This window comes from Bradyrhizobium sp. GW821-FHT13H06, assembly GCF_058803975.1.
Window position 1 is genome coordinate 660,281 of sequence record NZ_JBXAPN010000004.1, and the last position, 26,668, is coordinate 686,948.

Annotated in this window: 24 protein-coding genes and 4 pseudogenes; 15 read left to right on the forward strand and 13 right to left on the reverse strand. The window is 61.5% G+C overall.

The window, feature by feature from the left end:
* The first annotated feature begins 192 nt into the window (after positions 1-192).
* Positions 193-621 (forward strand): site-specific integrase, encoded by a 429-nt coding sequence (locus AC1RQP_RS20420; RefSeq protein ID WP_239622486.1) that lies wholly within the window; start codon positions 193-195, stop codon positions 619-621.
* On the opposite strand, the gene AC1RQP_RS20425 is transcribed toward AC1RQP_RS20420, so the two are convergent.
* The 9 genes from AC1RQP_RS20425 to AC1RQP_RS20465 form a co-directional block, all read right to left on the reverse strand.
* On the reverse strand, positions 581-1,294 hold the full coding sequence (locus AC1RQP_RS20425) for an ABC transporter ATP-binding protein (RefSeq protein WP_239622485.1): 714 nt from the start codon (positions 1,292-1,294) through the stop codon (positions 581-583). The two genes, AC1RQP_RS20420 and AC1RQP_RS20425, sit on opposite strands and share 41 nt — an antisense overlap.
* The gene (locus AC1RQP_RS20430) at positions 1,275-2,006 is read right to left on the reverse strand and encodes an ABC transporter ATP-binding protein (protein ID WP_492938427.1); all 732 of its coding nucleotides are present in this window, start codon (positions 2,004-2,006) and stop codon (positions 1,275-1,277) included. The genes AC1RQP_RS20425 and AC1RQP_RS20430 overlap by 20 nt, the downstream gene beginning before the upstream one ends.
* 32 nt (positions 2,007-2,038) lie before the next feature.
* Positions 2,039-3,016: a branched-chain amino acid ABC transporter permease gene (locus AC1RQP_RS20435; RefSeq protein ID WP_492938428.1), complete on the reverse strand. Its 978-nt coding sequence runs from the start codon at positions 3,014-3,016 to the stop codon at positions 2,039-2,041.
* A gap of 28 nt (positions 3,017-3,044) precedes the next feature.
* Positions 3,045-3,914 (reverse strand): branched-chain amino acid ABC transporter permease, encoded by an 870-nt coding sequence (locus tag AC1RQP_RS20440; RefSeq protein ID WP_492938295.1) that lies wholly within the window; start codon positions 3,912-3,914, stop codon positions 3,045-3,047.
* Positions 3,914-4,282: an amidohydrolase family protein gene (locus tag AC1RQP_RS20445; protein ID WP_492938296.1), complete on the reverse strand. Its 369-nt coding sequence runs from the start codon at positions 4,280-4,282 to the stop codon at positions 3,914-3,916. Before AC1RQP_RS20445 ends, AC1RQP_RS20440 begins: the two co-directional genes overlap by 1 nt.
* Before the next feature lie 64 nt (positions 4,283-4,346).
* Complete coding sequence (locus AC1RQP_RS20450) at positions 4,347-5,522, reverse strand: ABC transporter substrate-binding protein (protein WP_492938297.1); 1,176 nt, start codon at positions 5,520-5,522, stop codon at positions 4,347-4,349.
* 31 nt (positions 5,523-5,553) lie between these two features.
* Entirely contained in the window at positions 5,554-6,996 is a 1,443-nt protein-coding gene (locus AC1RQP_RS20455) for a glutamine synthetase family protein (RefSeq protein ID WP_239622481.1), read from the reverse strand.
* A 34-nt stretch (positions 6,997-7,030) separates the two neighbouring features.
* On the reverse strand, positions 7,031-8,389 hold the full coding sequence (locus AC1RQP_RS20460; protein WP_239622480.1) for an aromatic ring-hydroxylating dioxygenase subunit alpha: 1,359 nt from the start codon (positions 8,387-8,389) through the stop codon (positions 7,031-7,033).
* A 57-nt stretch (positions 8,390-8,446) separates the two neighbouring features.
* Complete coding sequence (locus tag AC1RQP_RS20465; protein ID WP_492938298.1) at positions 8,447-10,132, reverse strand: amidohydrolase; 1,686 nt, start codon at positions 10,130-10,132, stop codon at positions 8,447-8,449.
* Positions 10,133-10,310: 178 nt separating this feature from the next.
* Here AC1RQP_RS20465 and AC1RQP_RS20470 point away from each other — a divergent pair, with 178 nt between their 5' ends.
* Genes AC1RQP_RS20470 through AC1RQP_RS20480 form a run of 3 tightly spaced genes read left to right on the forward strand, consistent with a single transcriptional unit; the run spans position 10,311 to position 12,763 of the window.
* Positions 10,311-10,673: a 2Fe-2S iron-sulfur cluster-binding protein gene (locus tag AC1RQP_RS20470; RefSeq protein WP_492938299.1), complete on the forward strand. Its 363-nt coding sequence runs from the start codon at positions 10,311-10,313 to the stop codon at positions 10,671-10,673.
* Positions 10,670-11,908 (forward strand): NAD(P)/FAD-dependent oxidoreductase, encoded by a 1,239-nt coding sequence (locus AC1RQP_RS20475; RefSeq protein WP_492938300.1) that lies wholly within the window; start codon positions 10,670-10,672, stop codon positions 11,906-11,908. The genes AC1RQP_RS20470 and AC1RQP_RS20475 overlap by 4 nt, the downstream gene beginning before the upstream one ends.
* A 60-nt stretch (positions 11,909-11,968) precedes the next feature.
* Positions 11,969-12,763, forward strand: a complete 795-nt coding sequence (locus tag AC1RQP_RS20480; RefSeq protein WP_492938301.1) for an IclR family transcriptional regulator domain-containing protein — start codon at positions 11,969-11,971, stop codon at positions 12,761-12,763.
* Between the two features lie 28 nt (positions 12,764-12,791).
* On the opposite strand, the gene AC1RQP_RS20485 is transcribed toward AC1RQP_RS20480, so the two are convergent.
* Together AC1RQP_RS20485 and AC1RQP_RS20490 are read right to left on the reverse strand one after the other, a co-directional pair.
* Complete coding sequence (locus AC1RQP_RS20485; protein ID WP_028182201.1) at positions 12,792-13,133, reverse strand: 5-carboxymethyl-2-hydroxymuconate Delta-isomerase; 342 nt, start codon at positions 13,131-13,133, stop codon at positions 12,792-12,794.
* Positions 13,134-13,160: 27 nt separating this feature from the next.
* Positions 13,161-14,849, reverse strand: coding sequence for an amidohydrolase (locus tag AC1RQP_RS20490; RefSeq protein ID WP_492938302.1), 1,689 nt, complete (start codon positions 14,847-14,849; stop codon positions 13,161-13,163).
* A gap of 239 nt (positions 14,850-15,088) precedes the next feature.
* Here AC1RQP_RS20490 and AC1RQP_RS20495 point away from each other — a divergent pair.
* The 3 genes and pseudogenes from AC1RQP_RS20495 to AC1RQP_RS20505 all read left to right on the forward strand — a co-directional run.
* Positions 15,089-15,223: pseudogene (locus tag AC1RQP_RS20495) on the forward strand (IS630 family transposase); the annotation flags it as partial.
* Positions 15,224-15,656: 433 nt separating this feature from the next.
* Positions 15,657-15,740, forward strand: a pseudogene (locus AC1RQP_RS20500) (GntR family transcriptional regulator); the annotation flags it as partial.
* A 42-nt stretch (positions 15,741-15,782) separates the two neighbouring features.
* Positions 15,783-16,175, forward strand: coding sequence for an FCD domain-containing protein (locus tag AC1RQP_RS20505; protein ID WP_492938303.1), 393 nt, complete (start codon positions 15,783-15,785; stop codon positions 16,173-16,175).
* 2 nt (positions 16,176-16,177) lie between these two features.
* Here the strand turns inward: AC1RQP_RS20505 and AC1RQP_RS20510 are convergent.
* Positions 16,178-16,548, reverse strand: a pseudogene (locus AC1RQP_RS20510) (CoA transferase).
* Between the two features lie 68 nt (positions 16,549-16,616).
* Positions 16,617-17,282 carry a TetR/AcrR family transcriptional regulator gene (locus AC1RQP_RS20515; RefSeq protein ID WP_239622472.1) on the reverse strand — a complete coding sequence of 222 codons (666 nt, stop codon included), beginning with the start codon at positions 17,280-17,282 and terminating at the stop codon, positions 16,617-16,619.
* Positions 17,283-17,430: 148 nt separating this feature from the next.
* Here AC1RQP_RS20515 and AC1RQP_RS20520 point away from each other — a divergent pair, with 148 nt between their 5' ends.
* The 8 genes and pseudogenes from AC1RQP_RS20520 (at position 17,431) to AC1RQP_RS20555 (ending at position 26,486) form a co-directional block, all read left to right on the forward strand.
* Positions 17,431-18,798 (forward strand): aminotransferase class III-fold pyridoxal phosphate-dependent enzyme, encoded by a 1,368-nt coding sequence (locus AC1RQP_RS20520; protein ID WP_239622471.1) that lies wholly within the window; start codon positions 17,431-17,433, stop codon positions 18,796-18,798.
* Positions 18,799-18,839: 41 nt separating this feature from the next.
* Entirely contained in the window at positions 18,840-19,949 is a 1,110-nt protein-coding gene (locus tag AC1RQP_RS20525; protein ID WP_492938304.1) for a class II histone deacetylase, read from the forward strand.
* 138 nt (positions 19,950-20,087) lie between these two features.
* Positions 20,088-21,383: an ABC transporter substrate-binding protein gene (locus tag AC1RQP_RS20530; RefSeq protein WP_492938305.1), complete on the forward strand. Its 1,296-nt coding sequence runs from the start codon at positions 20,088-20,090 to the stop codon at positions 21,381-21,383.
* Positions 21,384-21,470: 87 nt separating this feature from the next.
* A pseudogene (locus AC1RQP_RS20535) lies at positions 21,471-22,211 on the forward strand (ABC transporter ATP-binding protein); the annotation flags it as partial.
* Entirely contained in the window at positions 22,204-22,932 is a 729-nt protein-coding gene (locus tag AC1RQP_RS20540) for an ABC transporter ATP-binding protein (protein WP_239622467.1), read from the forward strand. The pseudogene AC1RQP_RS20535 and the gene AC1RQP_RS20540, both read left to right, overlap by 8 nt.
* Before the next feature lie 4 nt (positions 22,933-22,936).
* Positions 22,937-23,821 (forward strand): branched-chain amino acid ABC transporter permease, encoded by an 885-nt coding sequence (locus AC1RQP_RS20545; protein WP_035676140.1) that lies wholly within the window; start codon positions 22,937-22,939, stop codon positions 23,819-23,821.
* 7 nt (positions 23,822-23,828) lie between these two features.
* Positions 23,829-24,857 carry a branched-chain amino acid ABC transporter permease gene (locus tag AC1RQP_RS20550; protein ID WP_239622466.1) on the forward strand — a complete coding sequence of 343 codons (1,029 nt, stop codon included), beginning with the start codon at positions 23,829-23,831 and terminating at the stop codon, positions 24,855-24,857.
* Positions 24,858-24,872: 15 nt separating this feature from the next.
* Positions 24,873-26,486: a GMC family oxidoreductase gene (locus AC1RQP_RS20555; protein ID WP_492938306.1), complete on the forward strand. Its 1,614-nt coding sequence runs from the start codon at positions 24,873-24,875 to the stop codon at positions 26,484-26,486.
* Positions 26,487-26,668 lie beyond the last annotated feature (182 nt).

The window sequence follows — 26,668 nt, forward strand, 5'->3', positions numbered from 1 at the left end:
CCGAGGGCAAACGGGCGCAGATGGAGTTCGCCAAGGCTGGCGACCGCGACAGCGCAGGGGGTGACGTTCTGACCCTAAGCAGCGCGCGAGAAGGCACGCGAATACAAGGTTGCATTGAAGCGCCAGGGCATCGATCCGCGCGTCAAAGAGGAGTAAACTCAATGGCAGCTCTCCATCCGCGACGTGCCGAGCTTGCACGAGAAGGCCGCATGGCGCGGCAACCTCAAATACCTGCTGCCGTCGCCCCGCAAGCTGAATCGCAAAAAGGGACATCGGTCCGAGCCTTACACGAAGATGCCGCAAATGATGACAGGGCTGCGCTCTGATCCCGGCAATGCCGCGCGCTGCACAGAAGTCGGCATCCTCACCGTGTCGCGCAGCCAAGAAATCCGGCTCATGGAATGGACCGAGCTCGACTTCGAAGCAAAGACGTGGATGGTTCCAGCTGAGAAGATGAAGATAAAGGGCGACCTAGAGCCCAAACAGAATTTTCGCCGCGAAGTGCTTGAGTTCTGCTTGTCGCATCGTGTCGGCGATGATGCCGAACCGTCATATTGGGTCAGCAGGAACACCGCCCGCTTTAATGTAATCCGACACCGAGCAGGCGCTCGACCATCTTAGGGTCGTCGCGCAAGTGCGCGCACTCCCCACTCCAGACCGCCTTGCCCCGTTCAACCACCATGACCTGATCGGCAAACCGTAGTGCTCGTTCGATCTGCTGCTCGACCAAAACGATGGTCATCTCGCCAGAGCTTGCTAACGCCGTGATGATGTCCATGATCTGATCGCAGATCACCGGGGCGAGACCCTCAAGCGGTTCGTCCAAGAGGAGAACCGAGGGCCTTCCTAGCAGCGTTCTGGCAAGCGAAAGCATCTGTTGCTCGCCGCCCGATAACTGCGTCCCGAAGTGGCGCCGGCGTTCAGCCAGCCTCGGGAACATCACGTAGACCTCTTCAAGCGCCTCTCGACCTCGATCTTTGAGACCTGCGACCAGGTTTTCTTCCACCGTCAGCGACCGAAAAATGTCGCGTGTCTGCGGTACGTAGCCGAGACCTCGCTGAGCACGTGTAGATGCCTTGGAATCCGTGAGATCTGCTTCGCCCAGGAATACTTTCCCGCCATGATGGGTTGTCAGACCCATTAGCGATGCGAGCAAGGTCGTCTTGCCGACTCCGTTTCGACCAAGGACGCTGAGACGACCTCCAGGCAAGACCTCGAAAGACATGTCATCCACGACACGCGTGAGGCCATACCCAGCACTGAGACCTTTGACTTCAAGACGCGTGGCGGGCATCTGCGTAGCTACCTAGATAGGCTCGACGGACTTCCTGATGGTTCGTGACTTCTGTCGGATCGCCCTGGAAGATCAGCTTTCCGTTGGCGAGAACGAGCACACGGCGGGCAAATCTGAAGACCAGGTCCATGTCATGCTCGATCATCAAAACCGCAATATCAGAAGGCAATCTGTCGATCGCCTCGATGATCTTGGAAGACTCCTCTGACGGCACCCCTGCCGCGGGCTCATCCAGGAGCAGGACCTTCGGCTCAAGAGCAAGCCCGATTGCCAGGTCAAGAAGGCGCTGCTGACCGTACGCCAGTTGCGAGACCTGCCTGTCGGCTAGATGTGCGATACCGAGCGTTCCAAGGGCCCGTTCCCACTCCAGGCGAACGTCCGGCCGATCAATCGGGGAGGAGAACATATGTCTCGTGAGCCCCTTCCTTTGCATCACGGCGAGCGCGACGTTCTGTGCGACCGTCAGGCTCTTGAAGAGCCTCGTAATCTGAAATGTCCGGATCAAGCCGGCATCGACGCGATCGGAAATCGGTAGCGCGGTCACATCAACACCGGCGAGGTGTACGGCCCCTTGTGAAGGGGTCAAGTCACCGGAGATAACGTTGACGAGCGTGGTTTTGCCCGCGCCGTTCGGGCCAATCAATGCGACCCTTTCTCCCTTCCCGATACTGAAGGAGATATCATCGTTGACCCTCATCCCGCCGAAGGACATCGAAACGTTTCGCAGTTCAAGCAGGGACTGGCTCACGGGCGCCTCCTCAGCAGCGACGCGGTGCGACCAGCAAGCAAGCCCCCCAGGGATACCAGGCCTTTGGGGGCGAACAACACGACCGCAATCAGCAACGCACCGACCATGGTCATCCAATGGAATGGATTTGCAGCCGAGACATAGTGCTCGAACACCTGGAAGACGATGGATCCGATCAGCGCGCCCCAGAGACTGCCCGCGCCACCCAGGACGAGCATAACGAGAGCTTCAGCCGACCGCTCAAATCCGACGCTATCAAGTCCCACGACGCCTGTATTGATGGCGTTGAGAGCGCCACCAATTCCGCCAACAACCCCCGACACGCCATACATCAGCACGAGCCGGGGATACACGCGGGCACCGATCATCCGTGCCCGAAGGCTGTCATCCTTGATTGCCTGACAGAGAAGGCCGAAGGGAGAGCGCACGATTCGAAGCAGCACCACGAACACGACCATGAGCACCGCAACGGAGAATACGTAGCCGGTGCGCCCGTACATGTCGAAAGCATAGACCCCGAAGATTCGTCCAGGCGAAATGCCGGACAATCCGTCGCTTCCGCCCGTCAGGCTGGACAGTTTGTTGGCTAGCGCCGCGATGAGCTGTCCGACGGCAATGGATAGCACGAGCTGGGGGAGACCCTTGAACCTCGTGACAAGGAGCCCTGAGACCAACCCCATCAGAGCACCGGCCACCGCCCCCACGAGCAACAGCAGCAGGGGGTCGGAATGCCCGGCAAGGCAGGCGTTACCAACGACGTAGGCGCTCACACCGTAGATCGCCGCATGCCCCAGGGTGGCGACACCGCAATATCCCGTGACCAGATCGAGCGACAGCACCAGAAGCGTGATGCTGATCAGCCTTGTCAGAAACGCGAGGTCGTCCGGAAAAAGCGTATAGCCGAGCGCTCCGAGCACCAGCGTGATCACGACAGCGCGCAGCTCGAGCGGGACGGAGAAACGAGGCGCGCTCATGCCATCGACCATGATTCGATCGGTCACGTCAGTGCCTCCTGCCCAAAAGGCCGTTCGGAAACAGAAACACGACCAGGATGACCGCAAGATAGAAGAAGAACTCACCATATTCGGGTGCAAGGTACTTGCCGGTCGTGTCCGCAAGACCAAGCAATATCGATGCCGCCACGGCGCCTGGTATCGATCCTGCCCCGCCGACCGAGACGACGACAAGGAAAGTCACCATATATCTGAGCGCGTAAAATGGTTCGACGGGCAAGAGTTCGGCGCCCACCACACCCCCGAACGCCGCCAGGCCGACCGCAAGCGCGAATGTCGCGGAAAAAAGGATCTGCGTCTTGATTCCAAGCGACTCGGCCATATCACCGTTGTCGACCGCGGCACGCAGCCGGATCCCGAACTCGGTGCGGTCGATCAGCAGCCAGAGCAAGCCTGCGGTGCACACTCCGCAAATCATCACGAAAATCCGATGAGCTGGGATCATTCGGAAGCCGAGATCGACGGGACCGCTCAGCAGCGGAGGCAGCGGAATGGATTTGGTTGTCGGGCCAAGAATGTAGTTGGCAACGCCGATGATGACGAACGCAATGCCGATCGTGAGCAAGATCTGGGTCAGCTCATCGGACTTGCGATAAATCCGGCGGTAGAGAAGAAACTCAAGCGGAAAGGCGATCACGATGGTGCCGAGGACCGCCAGGACAATCGCGAGCGGATATCCAACTCCTGCGCTCTTGAGCGCAAAAGACGCGAGATATCCCCCGATCATCGCAAATGCGCCATGAGCAAGGTTCACTACCCTCATCAGGCCCATCATGATGGACAGCCCGATGGAGATGATGAAAAGCACCATGCCGTACGAGAGGGCATCCAGCCCGATGCTGAGAACCGTCCACGCCATTAGTTGAATACTTCCGCGGCTTTGAAATGTTGCGACCCCAACGCGTCATGCTGAATGGTCCCGCGGACCACCGTCATCAAGGTCTTGACCGACCGCAGGTCGACTGACGAGTCGAACGGGTCCTGTTCCAAGGCGATCAGGTCCGCGGCGCGACCGGCGCGAAGAGTGCCCCGCCAGCTCTCCTGTCGCATCACATACGCGCCGCCCTGCGTGTAGCTCGCGATCGTCTGGCTGCGTGAGAGGGCCTCGTCCTGAACGCCGACAATGGAGCCATTTTGCGTCACCAGCGCATCGTCTGGAATTCGGTCGCTGGCATCGCGATTGGTGGGACCGGCGACGAAGCGAATAGACTGCGGCCGACCACTCATTCTGGGCCCTTCTCCGACACGATGAAGAGATTGCTCGCGAGATTTACTTCGCGAGCAATCCGCTCTAGTTCTTCGCCAGGCCCCAGTCCGGCTGCGCATCGAACGTTTGCAGTTCCTTGTTGAGGAACTTGCCGTCCTGCTTCACGACTTCGCGCAGATAAACGTTCTGACGAATATGCCGGGTATCCGGGTCGATCGACACGGGGCCGCGCGGACTGACCCATTTCATGCCCTTCACGGCCGCAAGGGCTTTGTCCGGATCCTTTTGACCGTTCGTGGCCTCGACCATCTTGTAAATGAGCCGAGCACCGTCATAGGCCGCGACCGACGCCATGGTGATGTCGTCAGGCTTGGCGCCCGCCTTGATCATATCGGCCAGGAAGGCCTTGTTCTCTGGAGAGTCGTGCGAGACCGCGTAGTGGTAAGTCGACAGGATGCCTTCGCCGCTGTCACCAATGTTCGGAAGATCTGGCTCGGTCACGACATCACCGGTGGACAGCAACTTCACGCCGGACGCTTTCAGTCCGTTGTCGATATAGGCCTTGACGAACCCCAGGGTCGGCGGACCGGCCGGCAAGAACGTGAAGATCATGTCAGCGCCGGAATCCTTGATCCTTTGCATGATTGGGCCGAAATCGGTCGTATTGAGCGGCATCCGGACCGATTGGACAATGGTGCCTCCATCTGCCTCGAACGTCTTTTTGAAGGCTGCTTCGGCATCAACGCCCGGACCGTAATCGCTGACGGCGATCGCCACCTTCTTGGCCGCTCTCGCCTTCGCCACCTTTGCCGCGGGGACCGTGTTCTGCCACATCGTAAAGGACGTCCGCACGATGTAGGGGCTCTTCTCGACGATCGCGGACGTAGCGGCGTTCATGACGATCATAGGTACCTTCGCTTCCTCGAGAAGTGGAGCGACGGCCAGCGCGTCCGGAGTGAAGTACAGTCCCGCGACGTATTGAACCTTCTCCTTGACGATCAACTCCTGAGCCAATGATTTCGACTTGGCAGGGTTCGGCGATTCTTCGTCGCGATAGACGAACTCGATCTGATGATCGCCGACTTTCGATCCATGCTTGGCCACCCAGGCGTCAATGCCGTACTTGAAATTCTGGCCGAACAAGGCATACGGACCGGACATGGTGCCAATGATCCCCACCTTGATCGTGTCGCACTGTGCCGGCGAGATCCAGGCGGTGGCAATCGCGACGGCCCCAACAAGTCCAAACCTCAAGCCCATGTCTCTCTTCTCCTGCTTCGGTGATGCCATTTCAGAACATTTCGAAATATTCTCGCTGCTCCCACTCGGTGACCGTCGATTGGAAGCGCTCGATTTCCGCGTTCTTGATGAAAACGTAGTAGTCGACGAATTTCTCTCCCAGAGCCTCGCGGAAGAAGGGGTCATCGCGCAACGCGAACACCGCCTCGCGCAAGGAGGTCGGTAGGAGGTTCGCCTTGGTCTCGTAGGGGGTGTCCGCCGACGGACCGGGATCGAGCTGGCGATCAATGCCGTTGAGGCCGGCCAGAATCTGCGACGCCATGTACAGATAGGGGTTTGCGGCCGGCTCGCCGATCCTGTTTTCGAGCCGGGTGGCTTTATCGTCGGGACCGCCCAGCACGCGGATCATGACGCCCCTGTTGTCGCGTCCCCAGATCGCCCGATCCGGAGCCAGCGAATAGGAACGGTAGCGCTTGTAGCCATTGATCGTCGGTGTCGAGAAGACCGCGGATGCCCTGGCATGCTCCAGCAGCCCCGCCATATAGTGCTTGCCAAGTTTCGACAGACCGGCCGGTTCGCTCGTCATGAACACGTTGGCGCCGTCTGTTCGGGAGACCAGCGATTGGTGAAGGTGCCACCCCGATGACATCACGTTCGGTATCCGCGGCCGACACATGAAGGTCGCGTGATAGCCGTGGCGGTTGCAGATCTGCTTCACTGCCGTGCGAAACAGTACCATCGTGTCCGCCGGCTCAATGCCGACGGTGGGCTGAAACACGAACTCGCACTGGCTCGGCCCGTATTCCACCTCGATCGACCGAAGCGGCAAGCCCAGCGCCACGATGTTTTGCCTGATCAGCTCGAGCGCAGGCTCCATCTGGTCATAACGTTGCTCCGTCAGGTACTGATAGCCCTGCGAAAGCAGGCTGACCTCCGGAGGCTCACCCGGTTGGCCGGGACTGCCGGCGTCCCTAGGTGCTAGCCGGGCATTCTCGACTTTGAAGATGTGGCATTCGACCTCGAGGCCCGCCTTGAAATCATAGCCCCGGTCCTTGAGCTGCCCCAGCACGGATTTGTACAGGCCCCTGGTAGCGAAGGGCACGGGTCGTCCGTCGGAGAAGTAGAGGTCGCAAAGCACCCACCCCGTTTTTGGTGCCCAGGGGAGAACCTTGAAGGTGGTGGGATCGGCGACCATCATGACGTCGCCTCCCCCCTGCATTTCGTTCATCCCAAACCCGCCGCCGGCGGTGAAGACGGGAAACACCGTGCGGTGAGAGGTATCTTTCGCGAGCAATGTCGTCGTTATCGAGCAGCCGCTCTCGATCGACGAGAGCGCCTCGGAAGCGACCAGCGCCTTGCCGCGCAAGATGCCGTGCTGGTCCGGAAAGGAGAGCCGGATCGTATGCAGCTCCTGCTCCTCCGCCATCCGCCGCATGCGGATGGCAGCCTCCTTCTGTTCGGCCGACCAGAGACCGTGCTTTTCGACGAAACTCAACGACATCTCCTTTGCTGAGCTGGGCCGGCCTGGGTTATTCGGCGGCGGTCAGGTGAGGCACCTTCTTGGCGAGCTCGGCGGGCACCGGCGCGGCCCAGGGAGCGCCCCGACGACGCCTGACGTCCACTTCCATCCAGTAGGTTTCCCAGCCCTTCGTCGGACCGATGCCGTCCATTGTGGCCGGCCCCTGGATGCTGCGCGCGCTGGCAGCGTCGAGGAACAACAGCGGCTTGCCCCCGGCAGCCACCTTCTCGATCTCCTGGCGAAGCAGCCGGCGGTACTGAACGATCGCCTTGTCGGATTGCCCGAGATGCTCACGCGTCCGGTCCTGAATGGCGCCCATCGACTCGACGGCCCACTGGTCATGGACGTTGATGTCCGCGCCCATGCCGGTGTAAGTCTCGGTCGCCTGCTCGTGCGGGTCGAAGCCGTAGTCGTTCGACTTGTTCTTCCGCGAGCGGTATTCCGGCAACTCGTAAAGCTCGAGGCGCTGCGCGCGCATTTTCGCCTTGTCGACGGGCGCGGCGTAGCTGGTGAAAATCGCATACCAATAGCAATTCTCGTCGTCGACGGGCACATGCCACTGGGTAATCGTCATCTCCGTGCTCATCGGAATGACGAACGCATGCGGGAACAGCTGGTTGGTGACGCGAACGTGGGTGCGCTGCTCGTCGATTTCTCGCAAGGCGATGAGCCGCAGGCCGTATTCGGTGTGCTCGACGTTGATGATCGGCCGGTCGTACTCGCGCAGGACCTTCGTCATGGGCATTTCCGAGTCGGCCGACGCACCGCGAAACTGCTTGCCGTAGGCCGCCGATGTATCCTCATCCTCGAAGAACCGGTGAAGGAACGAGGCATGAGCCGGGTCGATGCCGACTTCCAGGGCCTGCAGCCAATTGCATTCGATCAGGCCCTTGAAGGCGAAGGTGTATTCGCCCGGCGCCGCGAAGCAGTCGATCTCCGGAAACGCCGGCGGCTCGCCTTCACCCAAATACGCCCACAGGATTCCACCCTTCTCCAGGACGGGGTAGGACCGCTGCTTGATGTTCTTGCAGAGCGAGGAGTTTGCAGGCTCGGCGGGCGTCTCGAGACACTGTCCCGTGGTGTCAAACAGCCACCCGTGGAAGGCGCAGCGCAGGCCACCGTTCTCGAGCCGGCCGAAGGCAAGGTCGGCGCCCCGATGCGGGCAGTCGCGATCGAGCAGACCATAGCGCCCCGTTTCGTCCTTGAACAGAACGAGGTTCTCACCGAGAAGCTTGACGGCCTTGATGGGGCGTCCCTCCTCGAGTTCGTCGACAAGTGCAGCAGGCTGCCAATACATCCGCATCAGCTTTCCCGCAGGCGCCTTTGGTCCGACGCGGGTAATGAGGTCGTTCTGCTCTTGGCTCATCATGACTTGGGTCTCCTCTCTCCGGCTTCGAGATGCGTCCTCTTGCTATCGGGACGCAGACTAACGCTGAAACACGATCTTGCCGCCGACAATTGTCAGGTCGGCTTTGATGTCTTTGATCTGTTCCTCGGGGACCGTCATGAGGTCCGCCGACAACGCGGTCAGATCCGCGAGTTTTCCGGCCTCGATCGTCCCCTTCTCGTTCTCTTCGAACATGTAGTGCGATGCCGCGCTGGTGTAGAGGCGCAGCGCCTGCTCGCGGCTGACGGCTTCGTTCGCTCCATAAACGCGTCCGGCAGGATCCTTGCGGGTCACCATGATGTACATGTTGATGAAGGGATTGATCGTGTTCACCGGGAAGTCGGTGCCTGCGCCGAGGCTGTTCAGCCCCACCTTCTCGATGAGAGTTTTCGTGGGCACAGCCCGATTGGCGACCGCCGCACCCAGGAAACGCTCGACGGCGGTCGCCTTGTCCCACATGAACACGTTCTGGAAGTCGACTCTGACGCCGAGGCGCTTCGCGCGCTCCATTTGCTCGGGCACGATCAAGCTTCCATGGATCAGAACGAAACGACGATCCTTGATCGATTTTTCCTTGTCGGCTGCTTCGAAGGCATCAAGGACCTGGTCGATGCCCTTGTCGCCGACGGCATGAACACCCACGCGCCAATTGTGGCGATTGCAAATGGACACCAGCTCCTTGAGACGTTGCGGCGATTGCTGGGCAATGCCGTGGTAGTCATCATGCGAGTCCGGATAGGCCTCGCGCATGAGCGCCGTCTTGAGCGTCATGCCGCCATCGTAAAGGATCTTGATTCCGGCGAACTTCAGCCAGTCATCGCCAAAGCCCGACGAGGCGCCGTTGCCGCGCATGATGTCCTCCCAGGCTGCGTTCTCGGCGGGGGGCTCCGGGCGCCACATGAGACCGACCCGTAGCGTTGCTTCACCGGCCTGCGCCACTCGCTGCAGGGCCGCGATGTCTCTGGGCGAGGTGGCCCCTTCTACGGCGCTGGTGATCCCGAACGAGTTTAGCACACCTTCCGCGAGCTTGAATTGGCGAAACTCGTCGTCCGCTGTCCACTCCGGAACGGCCTTTTCGACCTTGTCGATCGCCGTCTCGACCAGAACGCCGGTCAGCTCACCAGCACTGTCGCGCTCAAACGATCCGCCGCTTGGGTTTGGGGTGGCCTTGGTTACGCCGGCCTTCTCGAGCGCCATCGAATTGGCCATCGAGAAGTGGCCAACGGTCCGGAGATAGACCGGATTGTTCGGCGCGACGCCATCGATCTCCTGACGTGTCAGGTAGCGCTTTTCCGCGAGCTGTGACGGGGGATGCCAGGCGCTTCCGATGATCCACTCGCCGGGCTTTTTCTTCGCCACGAACTGCTTGATGCTTGCGAGGGCATCCGCAACAGTCTTGGCGCCACTCATATTTACGACGTAGTCCGACAGACCGGCGGCCCTGAAATGCGCGTGCGTGTCGATCAGCCCGGGAACGACAGTCTTGCCCTGCAAGTCGATCGTGCGGGTGCGATTTCCGGCCAACGCCTTGATCGTCGCCGTGTCTCCGACGGCCAAGATTTTTCCGTCGCGAACGGCAAGCGCTTCCGCAACCTTTGACTGACCGTCCATGGTGAAAATCTTGCCGTTGATCAGGGCAAGCGAGGGAGCATTGGCCTCCTGCTGCTGGGCAAACGCCGCGCTCGATGTCAGCACCACTCCCACGATCGCTGTCGTCAGCTTCATTGCGGTCTTCCTACATGTTCGGTAGACGAACAACGGTTCGATTTGTTTCAGAATGACTCCAATGTGACGAGCGAGCAAGCAAAATATTTCCGCAAACTGTGCCTAATGGAACCGCAACGGCGGCGGCCACATCGATATTGAGGGGCTCCTAGATTTACTGTAACCGATTAACGAACTTATGTTCGTAGACAGAACAGAGACCAAGAACGGAGGTCGAATGCCGCGAGTGAGATTTGTCCAGCAGGACGGCAGCGAAAAATCCGTCGAGGTCGGACGCGACCTGAGCGTGATGCTCGCGGCCGTTCGCAACGGTATTCCCGGTATTGACGGCGAATGCGGCGGCTCCCTCGATTGCGCGACCTGCCACGTCTACGTCGACGAAGAACAAACAAGCTCTCTCCCTCAGCCGAGCGAAGAAGAGCTCGAGTTGCTATCCGCCGTCTCGGGAGAGCGAAAGCCGAACAGTCGGCTGAGTTGCCAGCTGAAGGTGTTGGCCCCTCTCGACGAGCTGGTGGTCCATGTGCCGGCGAGGCGGTCATGACCGGGCTGGTCATCATCGGCGCCTCATATGCCGGGATTCAAGCCGCTCTCACTGCTCGTGACGCCGGCTATTCTCAGCCCATCACCATTGTGTGCGACGAAGAGTGGTTGCCGTATCAGAGGCCGCCGCTATCCAAGGACTTCCTTCTCGGGCGCATCAGCGAGCAAAACCTGATCTTGCGCGACGAGACTTTCTTCGAAGGCAAGCAGATCAATCTCGTTCTTGGGCAGCGCGCCACGCTGCTTGACTTGCGCGCGCGGCAGGTCACTCTGGCCGGCGACAACGCTCTGGAGTTTGAAAAACTCCTCATCGCCACAGGCTCGCGCGCGCGGCGCATCGCGGTCGAGGGCGCGGACTTCGATGGAATTTTCTATCTGCGTTCGGTGACCGATGCGATCGACCTGAAAGCACGGCTGGCCGATGCCGCGGAGATCGTCATTGTCGGGGGCGGCTTTATAGGGCTGGAAGTTGCGGCCTCCGCGGCAAAGCTGGGCAAGAAGGTCACTGTCGTAGAAGCGAGCAGCCGCCTGCTTGAGCGTGCGGTCTCGCCGGTCTTGTCGACCTTTCTTCTTGATACGCATTTGCGGGCTGGCGTCGACGTGAAGCTCGACGAAACGGTTACCTCCTTCAAAGGAAACGATCGAAAAGTTTCCGCTGTCGTGCTGGGCAACGGTGCCAATGTCCGCGCCGACCTGGTGCTGGTGGGAATTGGTGGTGTCGCCAATGACGAGATCGCGCGCTCGGCGGGGCTTAGATGCACGAATGGAATTGTTGTTGACGAGCACGGACAATCCGAAACATCGGACATTTTCGCGGCCGGTGACTGCGCCAACCACTTCAACCGCTTTTGCGAAAACTGGGTCAGATTGGAATCGGTGCAAAACGCCCAGGATCAAGCGAAGGCCGCTGGACTGGCGATCGCCGGCGCTCGAGCGCCCTATGAGAGTGTGCCGAGATTCTGGTCCGACCAATATGACGTCAAGCTGCAGATCGTCGGGCTGGCCGGACAGTATGATCGGCAGGCGGTCCGAGGTTCGGTCGACGACGGAAGGTTCTCGGTCTTCTACTATCGCCAGGGCCGATTGGTCGCGGTGGACAGCGTCAACCGGCCAGGCGAGCAAATGGCAGCCAGACGCCTGATTGCCGCGGGGATCTCCCCTGCACCGGAGCAGGCCGCAGACGCTTCCTTTGACCTCAAATCCCTGGTGACAGCCGGAGACAAGGCTGGCGCCTGACGCGCGGATTTGTGATGGTTCTCACATCCGAGAGGCCGCCGACAGGGACCGCCCAATAAAATGCCGAGGCTGAAGCGTACGGAAGAAGAGGAAAAGGCGCGGGAGGGAAGCGAGTTCATCGAGACCCTGGATCGGGGTCTTCGCGTGATACAGTCTTTTGGCATCGATCGCCGTCCAATGACCCTCAGCGACCTGTCCAAGAGCGCGAATCTTCCGCGTGCGACGGTGCGCCGGATCCTGATGACCCTCGTAAAATCCGGATTCGTCGTGAGCGACGAGCGGTTGTTTTCGCTGACGCCCAGGGTACTGCTTTTGGCTTCAGCCTATTTGACGTCGAACCAAATCAGCACCGTGATGCAGCCGTTGATGGACGAGGTCGCCGGCAAGGCCAAGGAGGTCTGCTCCCTTGCGATCCTTGATGGCGAAGAGGTCGTTTTTATCGCCCGCTCGAGTCCGGCGCGGGTATTCTCGAGCGGACTGGACATAGGATATCGGCTGCCGGCTTTCTGCACGTCAGTGGGACGCGTTCTGCTGGGCAGATTGGCAAACGACGAGCTGACGAGAACGGTCGACGGCATGAAGCTGGCGGCTCAGACCCAGTGGACGCTGCTCGACAAATCGGCAGTGATTGCGACAATCATTGCCGACCGCACCAAGGGGTATAGCCTTGTCGATCAGGAAGCCGAAGAGGGCTTTCGCTCCATATCGGTGCCAATTCGCCGCTACGATGGCGCCGTCATCGCAGCCGCAAATATTGGCGCTCATGTCGATCGCATCACGACCGGTGAGATGATCGATCGCTTCCTGCCTCTCCTCAAAGAGATGTCCCTCGCCGCGCAGCCCCTGCTCGTCTGAGAAGCTGCCGCCTTTTGGCGAGCACCCGTCATTTCAGCCGTTTCTTGTAGGCGACCGGGTCCATGTCACGGACATCCACGCTTATGCTGACCACATCCGGGCATCGCTCTGTCATCGTCCGTCGAAGGCTCGTACTCAGCTCAACCTTCTGGTCGGGCGATCGACCTTCGAGCAAGTAGACCGACAGATGCACGAAGCTGTCACGCTTCCCGGCAACCAGGAAATCGTTGTAGACGCACGCCCGCACCTTGACGTCCTCCGCCTTCATGATCCCCGTTCGCCAAGCGGCTTCAAAGAGCGCTTCCATCAAGCCTGTTACGTCGTCGCGAGCGAGCGCCCCTTCCGAGTATTCGATCACCAAGTGCGGCATGACGTTGTTCTCGTTTTTAGGTCGCGCTCATGAGATGGCCTCACCGTCGTAGACCGTTCGCCCCCCAACGATGGTCCGTACAGCCGTGATGTCCTTGATGCTTTCTTCCGGGATCGTCATGATATCGTCGGACAGAACAACCATGTCGGCATACTTGCCCGGTTCTATTGATCCGACTTTGTCCTCTGAAAACGAGTATCGAGATGCTGCGCTCGTGTAGAGCTGGATAGCTTCCTTCCGGCTGATCCGTTCGCCTTCTCCATACACGTCGCCATTCTTGTCGCGGCGGGTCACCATGACATACATATTGACGAATGGATTTAGGAGGTTGATCGGATAGTCGGTACCTTGCCCAATCAACTTCAAGCCCATGATGTCGATCATGGTTCGCATGGGGAAGGCCCGGTCGGCGGTATCTTTGCCGAGAAATTTCGCCACGACAGCCGCCTTGTCCCAGAGGAACGAGGTCTGCGCATCGACACGCACGTCTAATTTCTTGGCACGCTGCATTTGATCTGGTTGCATCAGACTGCCATGGATGACGATAAAGCGCCTTCCCTTGATAGATCTCTCAGCATCCGCAAGCTCGTAGGCGTCCAAGACACGATCGATGGCGGCGTCCCCAACGGCGTGAACACCGACGCGCCAGCCATAGCGATTGGCCGCTGCAACCAGGGCATTGAACCTGGATGGCTCGATAACGATGGTCCCCTTGTATTCGCGATCGTCGGGGTAACCGTCCCGCATCGCGGCTGTTCGCAATGTCATCCCGCCGTCGATCTGAAGCTTGACACCGGAATAGCTCAACCAATCGTCGCCGAAGTCTGAAGCTGCGCCGATGCGAGAGAAGAACAGCTCCCATTCTTCGATCGTCATGCTGGGATTGAGGCCGCCCGTCGGCGCGTACATGGCGCTGATGCGCAAAGACGCCTGTCCGGTTTGCCGGACTCGCTGATGGGCGCGGAAAGTTGCGGGATCGACTGCCGCGCTAATTGCGGAGGTCAGCCCAAATTGATTGAAGTATCGCATCGCGAACTTCATCTGCTCATCGCGATCCTCGTCCGACCATTCGGGCAAAAGGTCGTGAACAAGGTCCTCCGCGGCCTCCTCCAATGTACCGTTCGGCTCGCCGGTGGATTTGTCGCGATGGATGATCCCGCCATCCGGATCAGGCGTGTCTTTCGTTATTTTCGCGAGGGCCAATGCCTCCGAGTTGACGAGAGTGAAGTGGCCAATCGGCAAGCACACCGGATTGTGGGGAGCCGCCCGATCGAGTTCCTCGCGCGTCAAGAAGCGCTTTTCGGCCAATTGCGAGACCGGGTGCCATTGTGCACCGCGAACCCATTTCCCCTTGGGCAATCTGCCAGCGTGCTCCCCGATACGGGTCAATGCCTGCTCGACCGTGGTGACGTCGTTCAGCTGCACCGTGTACTTGATCAATCCCGCCCGCTCGACATGAGCATGGGTATCGATCAGGCCCGGAAGGACGGTTCGACCGTCCAAATCAATAACGGCCGTGTTCGGGCCCGCGAGCGCAGATATTTCATCGATCTTGCCGACTGCGACGAAGCGGCCGTCTCTCACGGCGACCGCGCTCGCCACGCCGAACAGCGGGTCAACCTTGAGGAACTTGCCGTTGGTGTAAATCGTATCGGGCGCGCCGATGGACTCGCTGCGGTTCGCGCCGCGGGCACCATGGCCACGTAAATCCATCATCCCCAACTCATCTAGTTGCTTGTTCGACTAACGAACATCCGTTCGGAATTTACCCATGCGGTTCGCAATTGTCAAAAAGACCAGGCTTTGGCGATCTTCGAGGACGACACCTGCACTGTATGGATCGTGCTGAGCGAAATCATTCAGTCGACAGCGGGGCATCCGACAAGCAGGATCGCTCCGGCCGGCGATCACAGTTGCTCTCGCGCTTTGGTGCGCGTTGCCCCTGATTGTCCCCGCGCGGCGTCTATCGCAGTGTCGCTGCCCTCAGGGCGGATATCACCTCGTTCATCGAACGACACGATGCCGATCCGAAACCATTCCGATGGACCAAGTCCGCTGATGGCATCCTTGCTTCCAGCGAGCGCTTCTGCCGATACAATGCCCCGGCAGAAAACGGAGCAATATTCCGAACTTCTGGTTCAGGACACCAGCTTTCGCGCATCGCATTCGAGGAAACGCGTATTTCTTCAGTCGAGATCGAACCGCTGTCAACCAGAAGCGCGACCGCTCCACCGGTCAGCGGCAGTTCGCCAGTGTCTTTAACGGTGAACATCTTCTTGCCGTCGACATACGTCTCGATACACGTGCCGGCCACGCGCAGCTCAACTTTGTATTTGCGGTCGAGTTGCCAAGCGAATGGCTCGCTGGCGAGCACGATCTCGTCGTGCACACGCTTGACCAGGCGCACACGGCCACCCTCGACGCGATCGAACATGACTGCATAATACCGCTCACGCCCCTGAACGCGGCGGCGAGACCCCACGCGTTCGCCAGCATCTGCACGAGCTCGTCCCTCTCGTCAAGCTGACGACGCTGCTGGGCGTCTCGCGCACCCCCGTCCGCGCGGCCCTTCAGAAGCTCGCATCGGAGGGACTGCTCGATTACACGCCCAACCGCGGCTATACGCGGCGGGAATTCTCAATCGACGAAGTGATCAGCGCCTATGAAGTGCGAGCCGTGCTGGAGGGCCTTGCGGCGCGACTCAGCGCCGAGCGCGGGCTTAACGTCGGCGAGATAGGGACCTTACAACAGGCGCTCCGGGACGGCGACGATTTGCTTCGCAATGGGCAGATCACCGACGAGCATCGATCTGAGTATAGCCGGATCAATGCATCTTTCCACGTCACGATCCATGCGTCTGCCGGTTCGCGGCTCCTCAACGACATGGTCTATCCGTGTCAGCAGGTGCCGGTCTCGTCGCCACGCAATGTCGTGGCGTTTGAAGAAGGAGACGTTCGCCGCCGCCACGAGGATCACCATCGCATCTTCGAGGCGATCGTTGGGCGCGAGCCCACGAAGACCGCGCGGCGGCTCCGCCGCTAGCATCAATATGGCACCATCTCTTCGTTTTTCGATCGCCGAGCGACACTTGCCATTCGGACGGCCAGTCCCTCCGATGGATGCTCGATCGTTCGAAAATAGTTGATGGCGAGCAGGTGCTCGCCGCTCACGACATCCCCCAAAGAGTTCATGTGCGCCACGGGAATGTCAGCTTCGGCAAGAATGCCGATCCACTCCGCCGTCGTGCGGGTTGCCAGCACGCCGGCCAGATATCCGTAGACTTGTGAGCGAGCCGCTCGCTTTGCGAGGAGAACCGCTTGTCGTTCTCGAAAACAACCGGCTGCCCGATAGCTGCGAAGAAACTCCGCCAGTGCTTGTCCGTGTGGACGAGCGGGCAGATATACCCGTCTCGCATCCGGTGCGGGCGACGGTTGTGCGCCAGGCTGCGCTGATAGCCGACTCCGCCGACTTATGCAGCAGCGCTCATCCCCGCGTCGCGGGCCTCCGCGCCTTTCGCGCTTTACGGTTGTTCGACAGCCCGCTTGCGAATACCTGAGTCGCCGCGATCAGCGTCTCGATCGCGTGCGATGATCTGGTCCTGTTCGGCTTCGCCAGCTCCTGCAACAATAGTCCATCGATACCGGCCAGCATGAACCGCGCAACGTCGGCGCACTCAGCCGCATCGAGCTCGCCGGTGCGCCCAGCAACGCCCTGCAGGATGTCCTGATAGACCTTGATATATGCATCATATTGATAACCCGCGAGCCCGACTGCATCGTCGCGGCGGAGCGCGTACAAGGTTAGCTCGTACTGCACGATCTGCAGCTCGAGCGTTCGCGTCAGATAGCGCCAGCCGGCACGCAGGGACCCGCGGATGCAGCTTGCGATGTCAGCCGCCTCGCCGGTCTCCTCGCGCAGCGCCGTGGTCGTCTCATCGATCAGATGTTCGAGCACCGCAAGCAGCAGCGCGCTCTTGCTCTCGAAATGGTAGTGCAGCGTGGCGAGGCGAACGCCGGCACCGGCCGCAATGTCGCGGGTCGTCGTCGCCGCGACGCCCCCGGTCGCGAGCGCCTGCAAGGCGCCGACGATGATCTGGCGTCGCGTCCGTTCGCCCTTGGCGCCGACCTGCTCACGTGCCGCAGTTGTCATCCGTCTCTCCAATGCGCGCGCGATTGTCTATCCCGTGGCGCACAAATTTGCATGTTGCACAAAATTGGTCATTTGACCAGTTTTGGCTCCTGTGTTTATCCTTGAGGCAGGGGAACATCGAAGCTGCGGGGAAAAAAGGAACGAGAACATGACCACAGCAGCCGCTCGCAACAACGACACGCTGACTCGTCACGTCGTCTACCCCTTCGCGAATGCTAACTTCCTCGCCGCGAACCCGCCAATCTGCATCGAGGGCGGTGACGGTGTCTATGTCTCGGACGGCCAGGGCGCTCTCTATCTCGACGGACAGGCCGGGTTGTGGAACGTCAATGTCGGGCATGGCCGGCCCGAGATCAAACAGGCAATCATCGAACAGCTCGATCGTCTCAGCTTCTATTCCACCTTCGGCAACACCACCAACAGCCCGTCGGTCGCGCTCGCGGACGGGCTCTGCCGGCTCGCCGAGCCGGAAGGCATGGTCCGTACATTCTTCTCATCCGGCGGCTCGGAGGCGAATGAAGCTGCCATCAAGCTCGCCAAGCAGTATTGGCGGCTCGCCGGCCAGCCGCTGCGCACCAAGATCATCTCGCTGCGCGGCGCCTATCATGGCGTGACGCTCGGCGCGTTGTCGGCCGGCGGCGTCAATGTCTACAAGGAGCAATTCACGCCGCTGCTGCCGGGCTTCTTCCAGGTCGAGACACCGCACGTCTATCGCAATCCCTTCACGTCGGATCCGGAGGCACTCGGCCGGCTCTGCGCCGAGCTGCTGGAGCGCGAGATCATCTATCAGGGTCCGGACAGCGTCGCGGCCTTCATGGCCGAACCGGTGCAAGGCGCCGGCGGCGTGATCGTGCCGCCTGCGAATTTCTGGCCGCTGCTGCGCGAGGTCTGCGATCGCCACGGCGTGCTGCTGATCGCCGACGAGGTCGTCACCGGCTTCGGCCGCTCCGGCAGCATGTTCGGCAGCCGCGCCTGGGGCGTGAAGCCCGACATCATGGTGTTCGCCAAGGGGATCAACAGCGGCTACATCCCGCTTGGCGCGACCTTGATCAATGCGAAGGTTGCAGCGGCCTTCCAGTCCGACGACAAGTCCCAGTTCACGCCGCGCGCCTTCATGCACGGCAACACCTATGCCGGGCATCCCCTCGCCTGCGCGGCCGCGATCGCCAATCTGCGCATCGTCGAGCAGGAAGAACTGCCGGCCAATGCCGGCAAGGTCGGCGCCTATCTGCTGGCTCGGCTGAAGGACATCCAGAAGCGCCATCCCAACATGGGTGACGTGCGCGGCAAGGGACTGATGATCGGCATCGAGCTGGTCGCCGATCCTGAAACCAAGCGGCCGTTCGATCTGGCGGAGAATTTCGGCCAGCGGATCTGGGAGAGATGCGTTGCCAAGGGCATCCTGATCCGCAACCTCGCCGATACGTTCATCATCTCCCCGCCGCTCACCTTTACGACCGAACATGCCGATAAGATTGCGGACACGTTCGACGAGGCGATCAGCGCGGTCGAATAGATCAACACGAGGGCGGCGCGCCAGGACGAAGGATTGCATGCATGGCTACTGGGTTTGTCTGCCATGAACTTTACATGTGGCACAACACCGGCAACTGGGCTCAGGTGTTTCCGCCGGGATTGACGATCCAGCCAGGGACCCATGCAGAAAATCCGGAGACCAAGCGCCGCATCCGCAATCTGGTCGAGGTCAGCGGCCTGCTCGATGAGCTCGTGCAGATCAAGCCGCGTTCGGCTACGGTCGCCGAGATCGCCCGCGTCCACACGTCAGAGCATATCGCGCATATCAAGCGCCTCAGCGATGCGGGCGGCGGCGATGCCAGCGAGCTGACGCCGCTCGGCGCCGGCAGCTACGAGATCGCGCTACTCGCGGCCGGCGGCGCGATCGTCGCGGGCGAAGCGGTCGCATCCGGCGCTGTGACCAATGCCTATGCACTGGTCCGCCCTCCCGGACATCATGCGCGCCCCGAGCTCGGCATGGGTTTCTGTCTGTTCGGCAATGCAGCGGTCGCAATCCGCCATCTGCAGGCGACGGGCAAGGTCGGCCGCGTCGCAGTCGTCGACTGGGATGTGCATCACGGCAACGGGACGCAGGCGATCTTCTACGAAGACCCCAGCGTGCTCACCGTCTCGCTGCATCAGGACAATCTATTTCCGCCGAACTCGGGCGCGCTCGCTGAAAACGGCGCTGGTGCCGGCGAAGGCTACAACATCAACGTGCCGCTGCCGCCGGGATCGGGCATCGGTGCCTATCGCGCGGCGTTCGAGCGCGTCGTGCTGCCCGCGCTGCATCGCTTTGCGCCAGATATGATCGTGGTCGCATCGGGCTTCGATGCGTCAGGTGTCGATCCGCTCGGCCGCATGATGCTGTCCTCGGCGGCCTATCGCGAGATGACGCGCATGCTGCTCGCCGCCGCCAAAACCTTGTGCAACGGCCGCATCCTGATGACACATGAAGGCGGCTATTCCGAGATGTATGCGCCGTATTGCGGGCTTGCGGTGCTCGAGGAGCTGTCGGGTGTGCGGACACATATGGCCGATCCCTGGGAGCCGCTGATGGCCGCATGGGGCGGTAACGATCTGCAGCCGCATCAAGCCGCAGTGATCGAGGCCGCCGCCGCACTGGTGGCGCAGCTTCCTGCCACGCGCTGAGTTCACTCGATGGTGTTGTCGATGAACGGGATTGCCGGATGCCATGGCATGGTTCGTGCAGCAACGACCGCCGTGCATCTCTTGCTTTAGAGGGAGGCGTCGGATTGTCCGCGCCATTGACGAAGGGTACTGACGATCATGATTGACCGACGTTCACTTCTCGGCGGCGTTGCCGCCGGCGCAGGTTCAATTGCAATGCTGGCGAGCCTGAACGGTGGAGCTCACGCCGCGGGAGCACCGGTCAAGATCGGCTCGGCACTGCCGATGTCGGGCTTTGCCGCCGCAGATGGCATCGAGTTCAAGAACGGCCTCACGCTCGCCGCCGAAGAAATTAACGCCGCCGGCGGCATCCTCGGACGCCCGATCCAGATCGAGATCGAGGACACCAAGGAGATGGGCGCCGACATCGTCACCCAGGCGATGCAGCGCCTGATCGATCGCCATTCGGCCGGCGCCATCATCAACGGCTACAATGTCGGCACCAACATGGTGGAGATGGATGTCGCCGCCGACAACGACGTCATCTTCGTGCACTACAACACGCTGATCTCGCACAACACCAAGTTCCTCAGCGACCCGCAGCGTTATTATTCGTGCTTCCAAGGCGACCCGCCCGAATTCTATTACGGCCCCGGCTTCCTGCTGTTTCTGAAGTCGCTGATCGACAGCAAGCAGTGGAATCCGCCGAACAACAAGATCGCGATCATCCCCTCGGCCAACGAGTATTCGATCGTGATCGCCAACGCGATCCGCGACCGGCTCACGGAGTTCGGCTTCGAGCTCGGGCTCTACGAGACGGTGCCCTTCCCGACCAATCAGTGGGGACCTACGCTCGCCAAGCTGCGCCAGAATCCGCCGGCTGCGATTGCGGTGACGCATTTCCTACCGCAGGATCTGGCGCAGTTCATGACCCAGTTCCTGCCCGAGCCGACGCAGAGCCTGGTCTACATGCAGTACGGACCTTCGTTACCGGCGTTTCGCGAGATCGGCAAGGAAGCCGTCAACGGCGTGATCTATTCCACCGTAATCGGCTGCCTGCCGGATGAATTCTCCGCGGCCTACCGCAAGACCTATCGTGAGAAGTTCGGCGCCAAAGCTGCCTTCATCACGGGCTCGCAGACCTATGACGGGCTCTGGCACTACGCATTGTCGGCAGCGATCGCCGGCGGCGCCAGCGAGCCCAACAACAAGGAGCAGACCCGCAAGGTTTCGGAAGCGATGAAGCGGCTGATCTATCGCGGCGTCAACGGCATCTATCACGCCGATCCGAAGGGTCAGTCCGCGTTCTGCTATCCGACCCAGGTCAAGGATCCCTCGCTCGGGATGGCGCACCAGTTCCTGCAACACCAGGATTATCGCACCGATCCCAAGCTGATCGCGCCTTCGCTCTACGCCATCGACGCGATGAAGCTGCCGCCGTGGATCAAGGCGTGAGAGGCTGGCGCGGTGACCTCTCCTGACCAGACGAACGATCCACTGCTCGTCTGCGAGGACGTGACCAAGACGTTCGGGTCGCTCCGCGCGGTGGACGGTCTCTCCTTGACCGTCCGGCCCGGCGAGGTGGTCGGCCTCGGCGGGCCGAATGGCGCCGGCAAGACGACTTTCTTCGACGTCGTCACTGCCGTCACCCCGATCACCGACGGCCGCATCCTGTTTGCGGGACGTGACATCACCGGTCTTGCGGCGCACGAGGTGTGCCGCGCCGGCATCGCCCGTACCTTTCAGCTCAATGCGGCCTTCGACAGCCTGTCGGTGCAGGAGAATATCGAGGTGGCCGCGCATTTCGGCCATAGCGAACGCCGCTTTCCCGGTTTTGCCATCAGTCGTGTCGCCAGGCAGAGCGCCGCCACAGCGCTCGATCTCGTCGGCCTTGCAGGGCGCAAACGCATCGCACGTGACCTGCCGGTGCTCGACCGCAAGCTGCTGATGATTGCCGGCGCCGTTGCGACCTCGCCGCAATTGCTGCTGCTCGACGAGCCGGTCGGCGGCCTCAGCCCGTCAGAGGTCGACCGGATCGCCGACGTCGTGAAGCGGCTTTCGGCCTCGGGGATTGCGATCCTGCTGATCGAGCACGTCATGCGCTTCCTGCTCTCGCTGTCGACGCGCGTCGTGATCATGCACCATGGTAAATCGATCTTCGAAGGCGCGCCCGCGGCGGTGGCCGACGACCAGACCGTGGTCGAGACCTATCTCGGCAAGGCCGCGACCAGCCGGTTGAAGGCCTTTTTCGTCAAACAGCCCGAGATGAGCGCACATGGTTGAACCGTCGAACTCTCCCTGTCTCGTCGTCGATGGGCTCGTCACCGGCTACGACGGCCGTAACGTCCTCACCGGCGTATCGCTGTCGGTCGATCCGGGTGAGCTCGTCACCGTCGTCGGCCCCAACGGCCACGGCAAATCCACCCTGCTGCGTGCGATCTCCGGCCTGCTTCCGGTGCGCAAGGGATCGATATCGCTGAACGGCCGCGTGATCTCCGGCCAACCGGCGCATCGCGTGGCATCCAGCGGCGTGATCCATGTGCCGCAGGGCGATCTGTTGTTTGCAGGGATGAGCGTGCTCGAGAACCTGCTGATGGGCGCCTATCTCGATTCCGATCAGGCGGCAGTGGCGCGGCGGCTCGAGGGGGTGTTCACCCTGCTGCCCAAGCTTGCCGAGCGCCAGACTCAGATTGCCGCCAGCCTCTCCGGAGGCGAACGGCGCATGGTCGGCATCGGCCGCGGCTTGATGATGAACGGCTCGGTGATGCTGATCGACGAACCGTCGCTCGGCCTCGCGCCGATCATCATCGAGCAGATCTACGAGGTGATCGCGCGGCTGAAGGCGAGCGGTCGCACCATCCTGCTGGTCGAGGAGAACCCCGCCCGCGTCGCCGACATCGCCGACCGCATCCATCTGCTCGACAACGGCGCCTTCGTCTGGTCGGGCGAGCCGGCCGTGCTGCTGCAGCGCGACGAGCTGCTCGCAACCTATCTCGGGGGCTGACGACGTGGAGATCATAGGACCCGTACTCGTCTCTGGCATCACCACCGGCGCTCTGTACGCGCTGGCGACACTCGGTCTGTCGCTGGTCTGGGGCTCGCTCGGCATGCTCAACATGGCGCATGGCACACTGTTGACGCTCGGCGGTTACGCGGCCTTCACGGCAGCCAGCCAGCTCGGATTGCCGGTGCCGCTTGCGGTGCTTGCCGCTACCGCGGTCGGCGGCGTGATCGGGGCGCTGATCTTCGCGCTGGTCGCCTACCCGCTGTCGCGCCGCAGCCCGGAGACCTTTGAGACCACCATCATGATCGCGACCTTCGGCGTCGCACTCACGCTTGAGAATGCCGTGCTGCGGCTCTATGGCGGCCAGCCGCTGGGGCAACCGCTCTCGGTTGGCGGCGCGATCAATCTCGGCGGCTTCGCGCTACCCTGGCAGAACCTCATCATCGTCGTCAGCGCCATCGCACTGATGGGCGCCACCGCGCTGTTCCTGACCCGCACCAAAACGGGCCGCGCCATCCGTGCCACCGCACAGAACCCTGATGCCGCCAAGCTGATGGGCGTGCCGGTCGCGCGGGTCTATCTGCAGGTCTTGATCCTGTCCGGGATGCTCGCCGGTGTCTGCGGTGTCTTGGTGTCATCGATTACCCAGCTCTCTCCCTCGCTCGGCGCCGATCCGATGCTGAAGGCCTTCATCATGTGCGTGGTGGCAGGGCTCGGCAATCTGCCGGGCGCGATCATCACCTCGTTCGGTCTCGCGATCGTCGAGGCGCTGGTCCAGTTCCTGGCCGGCGCGCGATGGGGTTTCCCTGCTCTGCTCGCCATCGTGATCCTGGTGCTCATCCGCCGGCCGGGCGGATTGTTCGGCCGGGTTGAAGTGCGGCGTCTGTGAGGTCCATGTGAAACGCGAAGATCTCGCCCATCTCCTGGTCGGCCTCGTCGTCCTCGCCGCGGCGATCGCGCTGCCGTTCTATGTCGACAGCCGTTACGTGATCGGCCAGGTCACGCTGGGCCTGTTCTATGCCATCGTCGCCTCGCAGTGGAACCTGCTGTTCGGTTTCTCCGGCGTTTTCTCGCTGGCGCAGATGGCGCTGTTCGGCTTCGGTGGCTACGCCACCGCGATGCTGTGCTTCTATTTCGGCCTCAACATCTGGGCCGCGATGCCGCTCGCGGCTGTTGCCACCGTGCTATTCAGCCTGGTGATCGGGGCGGCCTGCCTGCGGCTGAGCGGCGCCTATACCGCGCTGCTGACACTTGCGGTCGCGCAGGTGATGTATCTTTTGATCGTCACCGACACGGACTGCTTCGTGATGGTCGGCACCCAATGCCGGCAACTCACCGGCGGCGCGGTTGGCTTCGCTCGCTTCGGCGATCTCGGCACGCGCGCGATGTTCAAGGCCAAGTTCCTGGTCGCCAACTACGCGCTAGTCGTGGCGCTGTTCGCCATCACGATGGTGTTCACCTGGGCGATCATCCGCGGCCCGATCGGGCTCGCCTTCCGGGCGTTGCGCGACAATCCCGGCTGCGCCATGGCTCGCGGCATCAGCCGCTTCCAGATGCAGCTCCTGGTGTTCGGGCTGTCGGCATTCTTCACCGGCCTCGCCGGCGGGCTCTACGCCGCGCATTTCAACGCGATCGGTCCTGGCGTGCTGTCGTTCTCGCAACTGTTCTTCATCATCGCCATGGTGGTCGTGGGCGGCATCGGCCGGCTATGGGGGCCGCTGGTCGGCGCCATCGTGCTGGTGGCCGCCGACGAGGCGATGCGCGAGATCGGCGAATTCCGGTCGCTCGGGCTCGGCATCATCATCGCCGCCGTCATGGTGCTGATGCCAAACGGGCTGATCGGCCTCTTTGAGAGCATCTGGGACCGCTTGCGCACGCGCAACCCCGGGATGACAGCAGAGATGTCCGGCGAAACGCCGGCGTGACCCATGGAGCGAGAGATGTACGATACGATTATCGTGGGCGCCGGTTCGGCCGGATGCGTCTTGGCCAACCGGCTGTCTGCAGATCCGGCCCGCAAGGTGCTGGTGTTGGAAGCCGGCCGCGCCGCGCCGTTGGCGTCGGACATTCCGTCAGACTGGCCGACGATGTTCAACACCGCGGTCGATTGGGGCTTCTACACCGAGCCGCAGGCCGGTTGCCGCGGCCGCCGCGTGTTCTGGCCGCGCGGCAAGATGGTCGGCGGCTCCGGTGCGATGAATGCGATGATCTATATCCGCGGCCTGCCCTCCGACTATGACGGCTGGGAAAAGGCCGGATGCACCGGCTGGGGCTGGCGCAAAGTGCTGCCGGATTTCATCGCCTTTGAGAACAATGCCGACTTCACTGACAGCCCGATGCACGGCACCAAGGGCCCGCTCTATGTCGCGCACGTGCCGTTCGTCGACCCGAACGAGCAGCTCTGGCTCGAGGCGGCCAAGGCCGCCGGTCATGCGCATAATCGCGACTTCAACGGCGAGAGCCAGGAAGGCGCTGGCTTCTTCCAATTCGTGATCAAGCAGGGCGAGCGCTTCGGCACCGGCAAGGCCTATCTGCGTCCGGCGCTGTCGCGGCCCAATCTCACCGTCAAGACCGGCGTACGCGTGATCCGGGTGGCCATAGAGAAGGGGCGCGCTACCGGCGTCGAGTACCTCGAGAACGGCCAGTTCAAGACTGCGCAGGCATCGAGCGATGTCGTGATGTCCTCAGGTGCGATCGGGTCCGCGCAGCAACTGCTGCTGTCGGGCATAGGCCCCGCCGACGAACTCAAGAACGTCGGTGTGACGCCGGTGCACGACCTGCCCGGCGTCGGCAAGGATCTGCAGGACCACATCAACATCCCCACTACCTTCTACACCAAGGAAAAGATCGGCGTCGGCGCCTGGACCGACGAGACCCTCGAGGCCAGCCTGAAGGAATGGCAGGACAGCCGCAGCGGTCCCCGCTCCTCGCCCTGGGTCGCGGCTGGCGCGCATGTCCGTAGCCGTCCGGACGTCGAGCCCGATCTGCAGCTCTATGGCGCGATCAGCCCGCACCGTGACTACGTCCGCTTCCTGTCCTCGAAGCCGGGCATCACCTTGCACTCGACATTGCAGCGGCCGAACAGCCGTGGCGAACTGACCTTGCGCTCGGCCGATCCGCTGGAATATCCGGCAATCGACCCGCGCTACTTCTCGTCCGATCCGAGTGGCCGCGACATCGCGACGCTGGTCGAGGGCGTGCGCATCAACCGCCGTATCGCCGCGCAGTCACCGCTCAAAGAGCTGATCGAGACTGAAGTCACGCCGAGCGTGGAGGCGACCAGCGACGCCGACATCGCGGAGTATGTGCGCGGCCATTGCACCACGCTGTATCACGCCTCCTCAACCTGCCGCATGGGCAACGACAAGATGGCGGTGGTCGATCCCCAGACCTTCAAAGTGCATGGCCTCGAAGGCCTCCGCGTCGCCGACGCCTCGGTGATCCCGATCATGATCTCCGGCAACATCCAGACGCCGACGATCCTGATCGCCGAGCGTGCGGCCGCGGCGATCTGCCATGGCGACGTTTTTCAGGTGGAGCGTACCGGCAAATGAATTCTGCAACCAAACGAGCGATCGGCCTTATCGTTGGGGATCAATCAGAGCCCTTCCAATCCTGCGTCTGCTTTCAGACGATTGGAGACGTACTTGCGTCCAATTTGAGCAAAGCGAGGACCGATTTGACCCTAAGCAGTTGGCGTGTCGGCAGGATGTCTGCTTTACGCAAATAGCCGCAT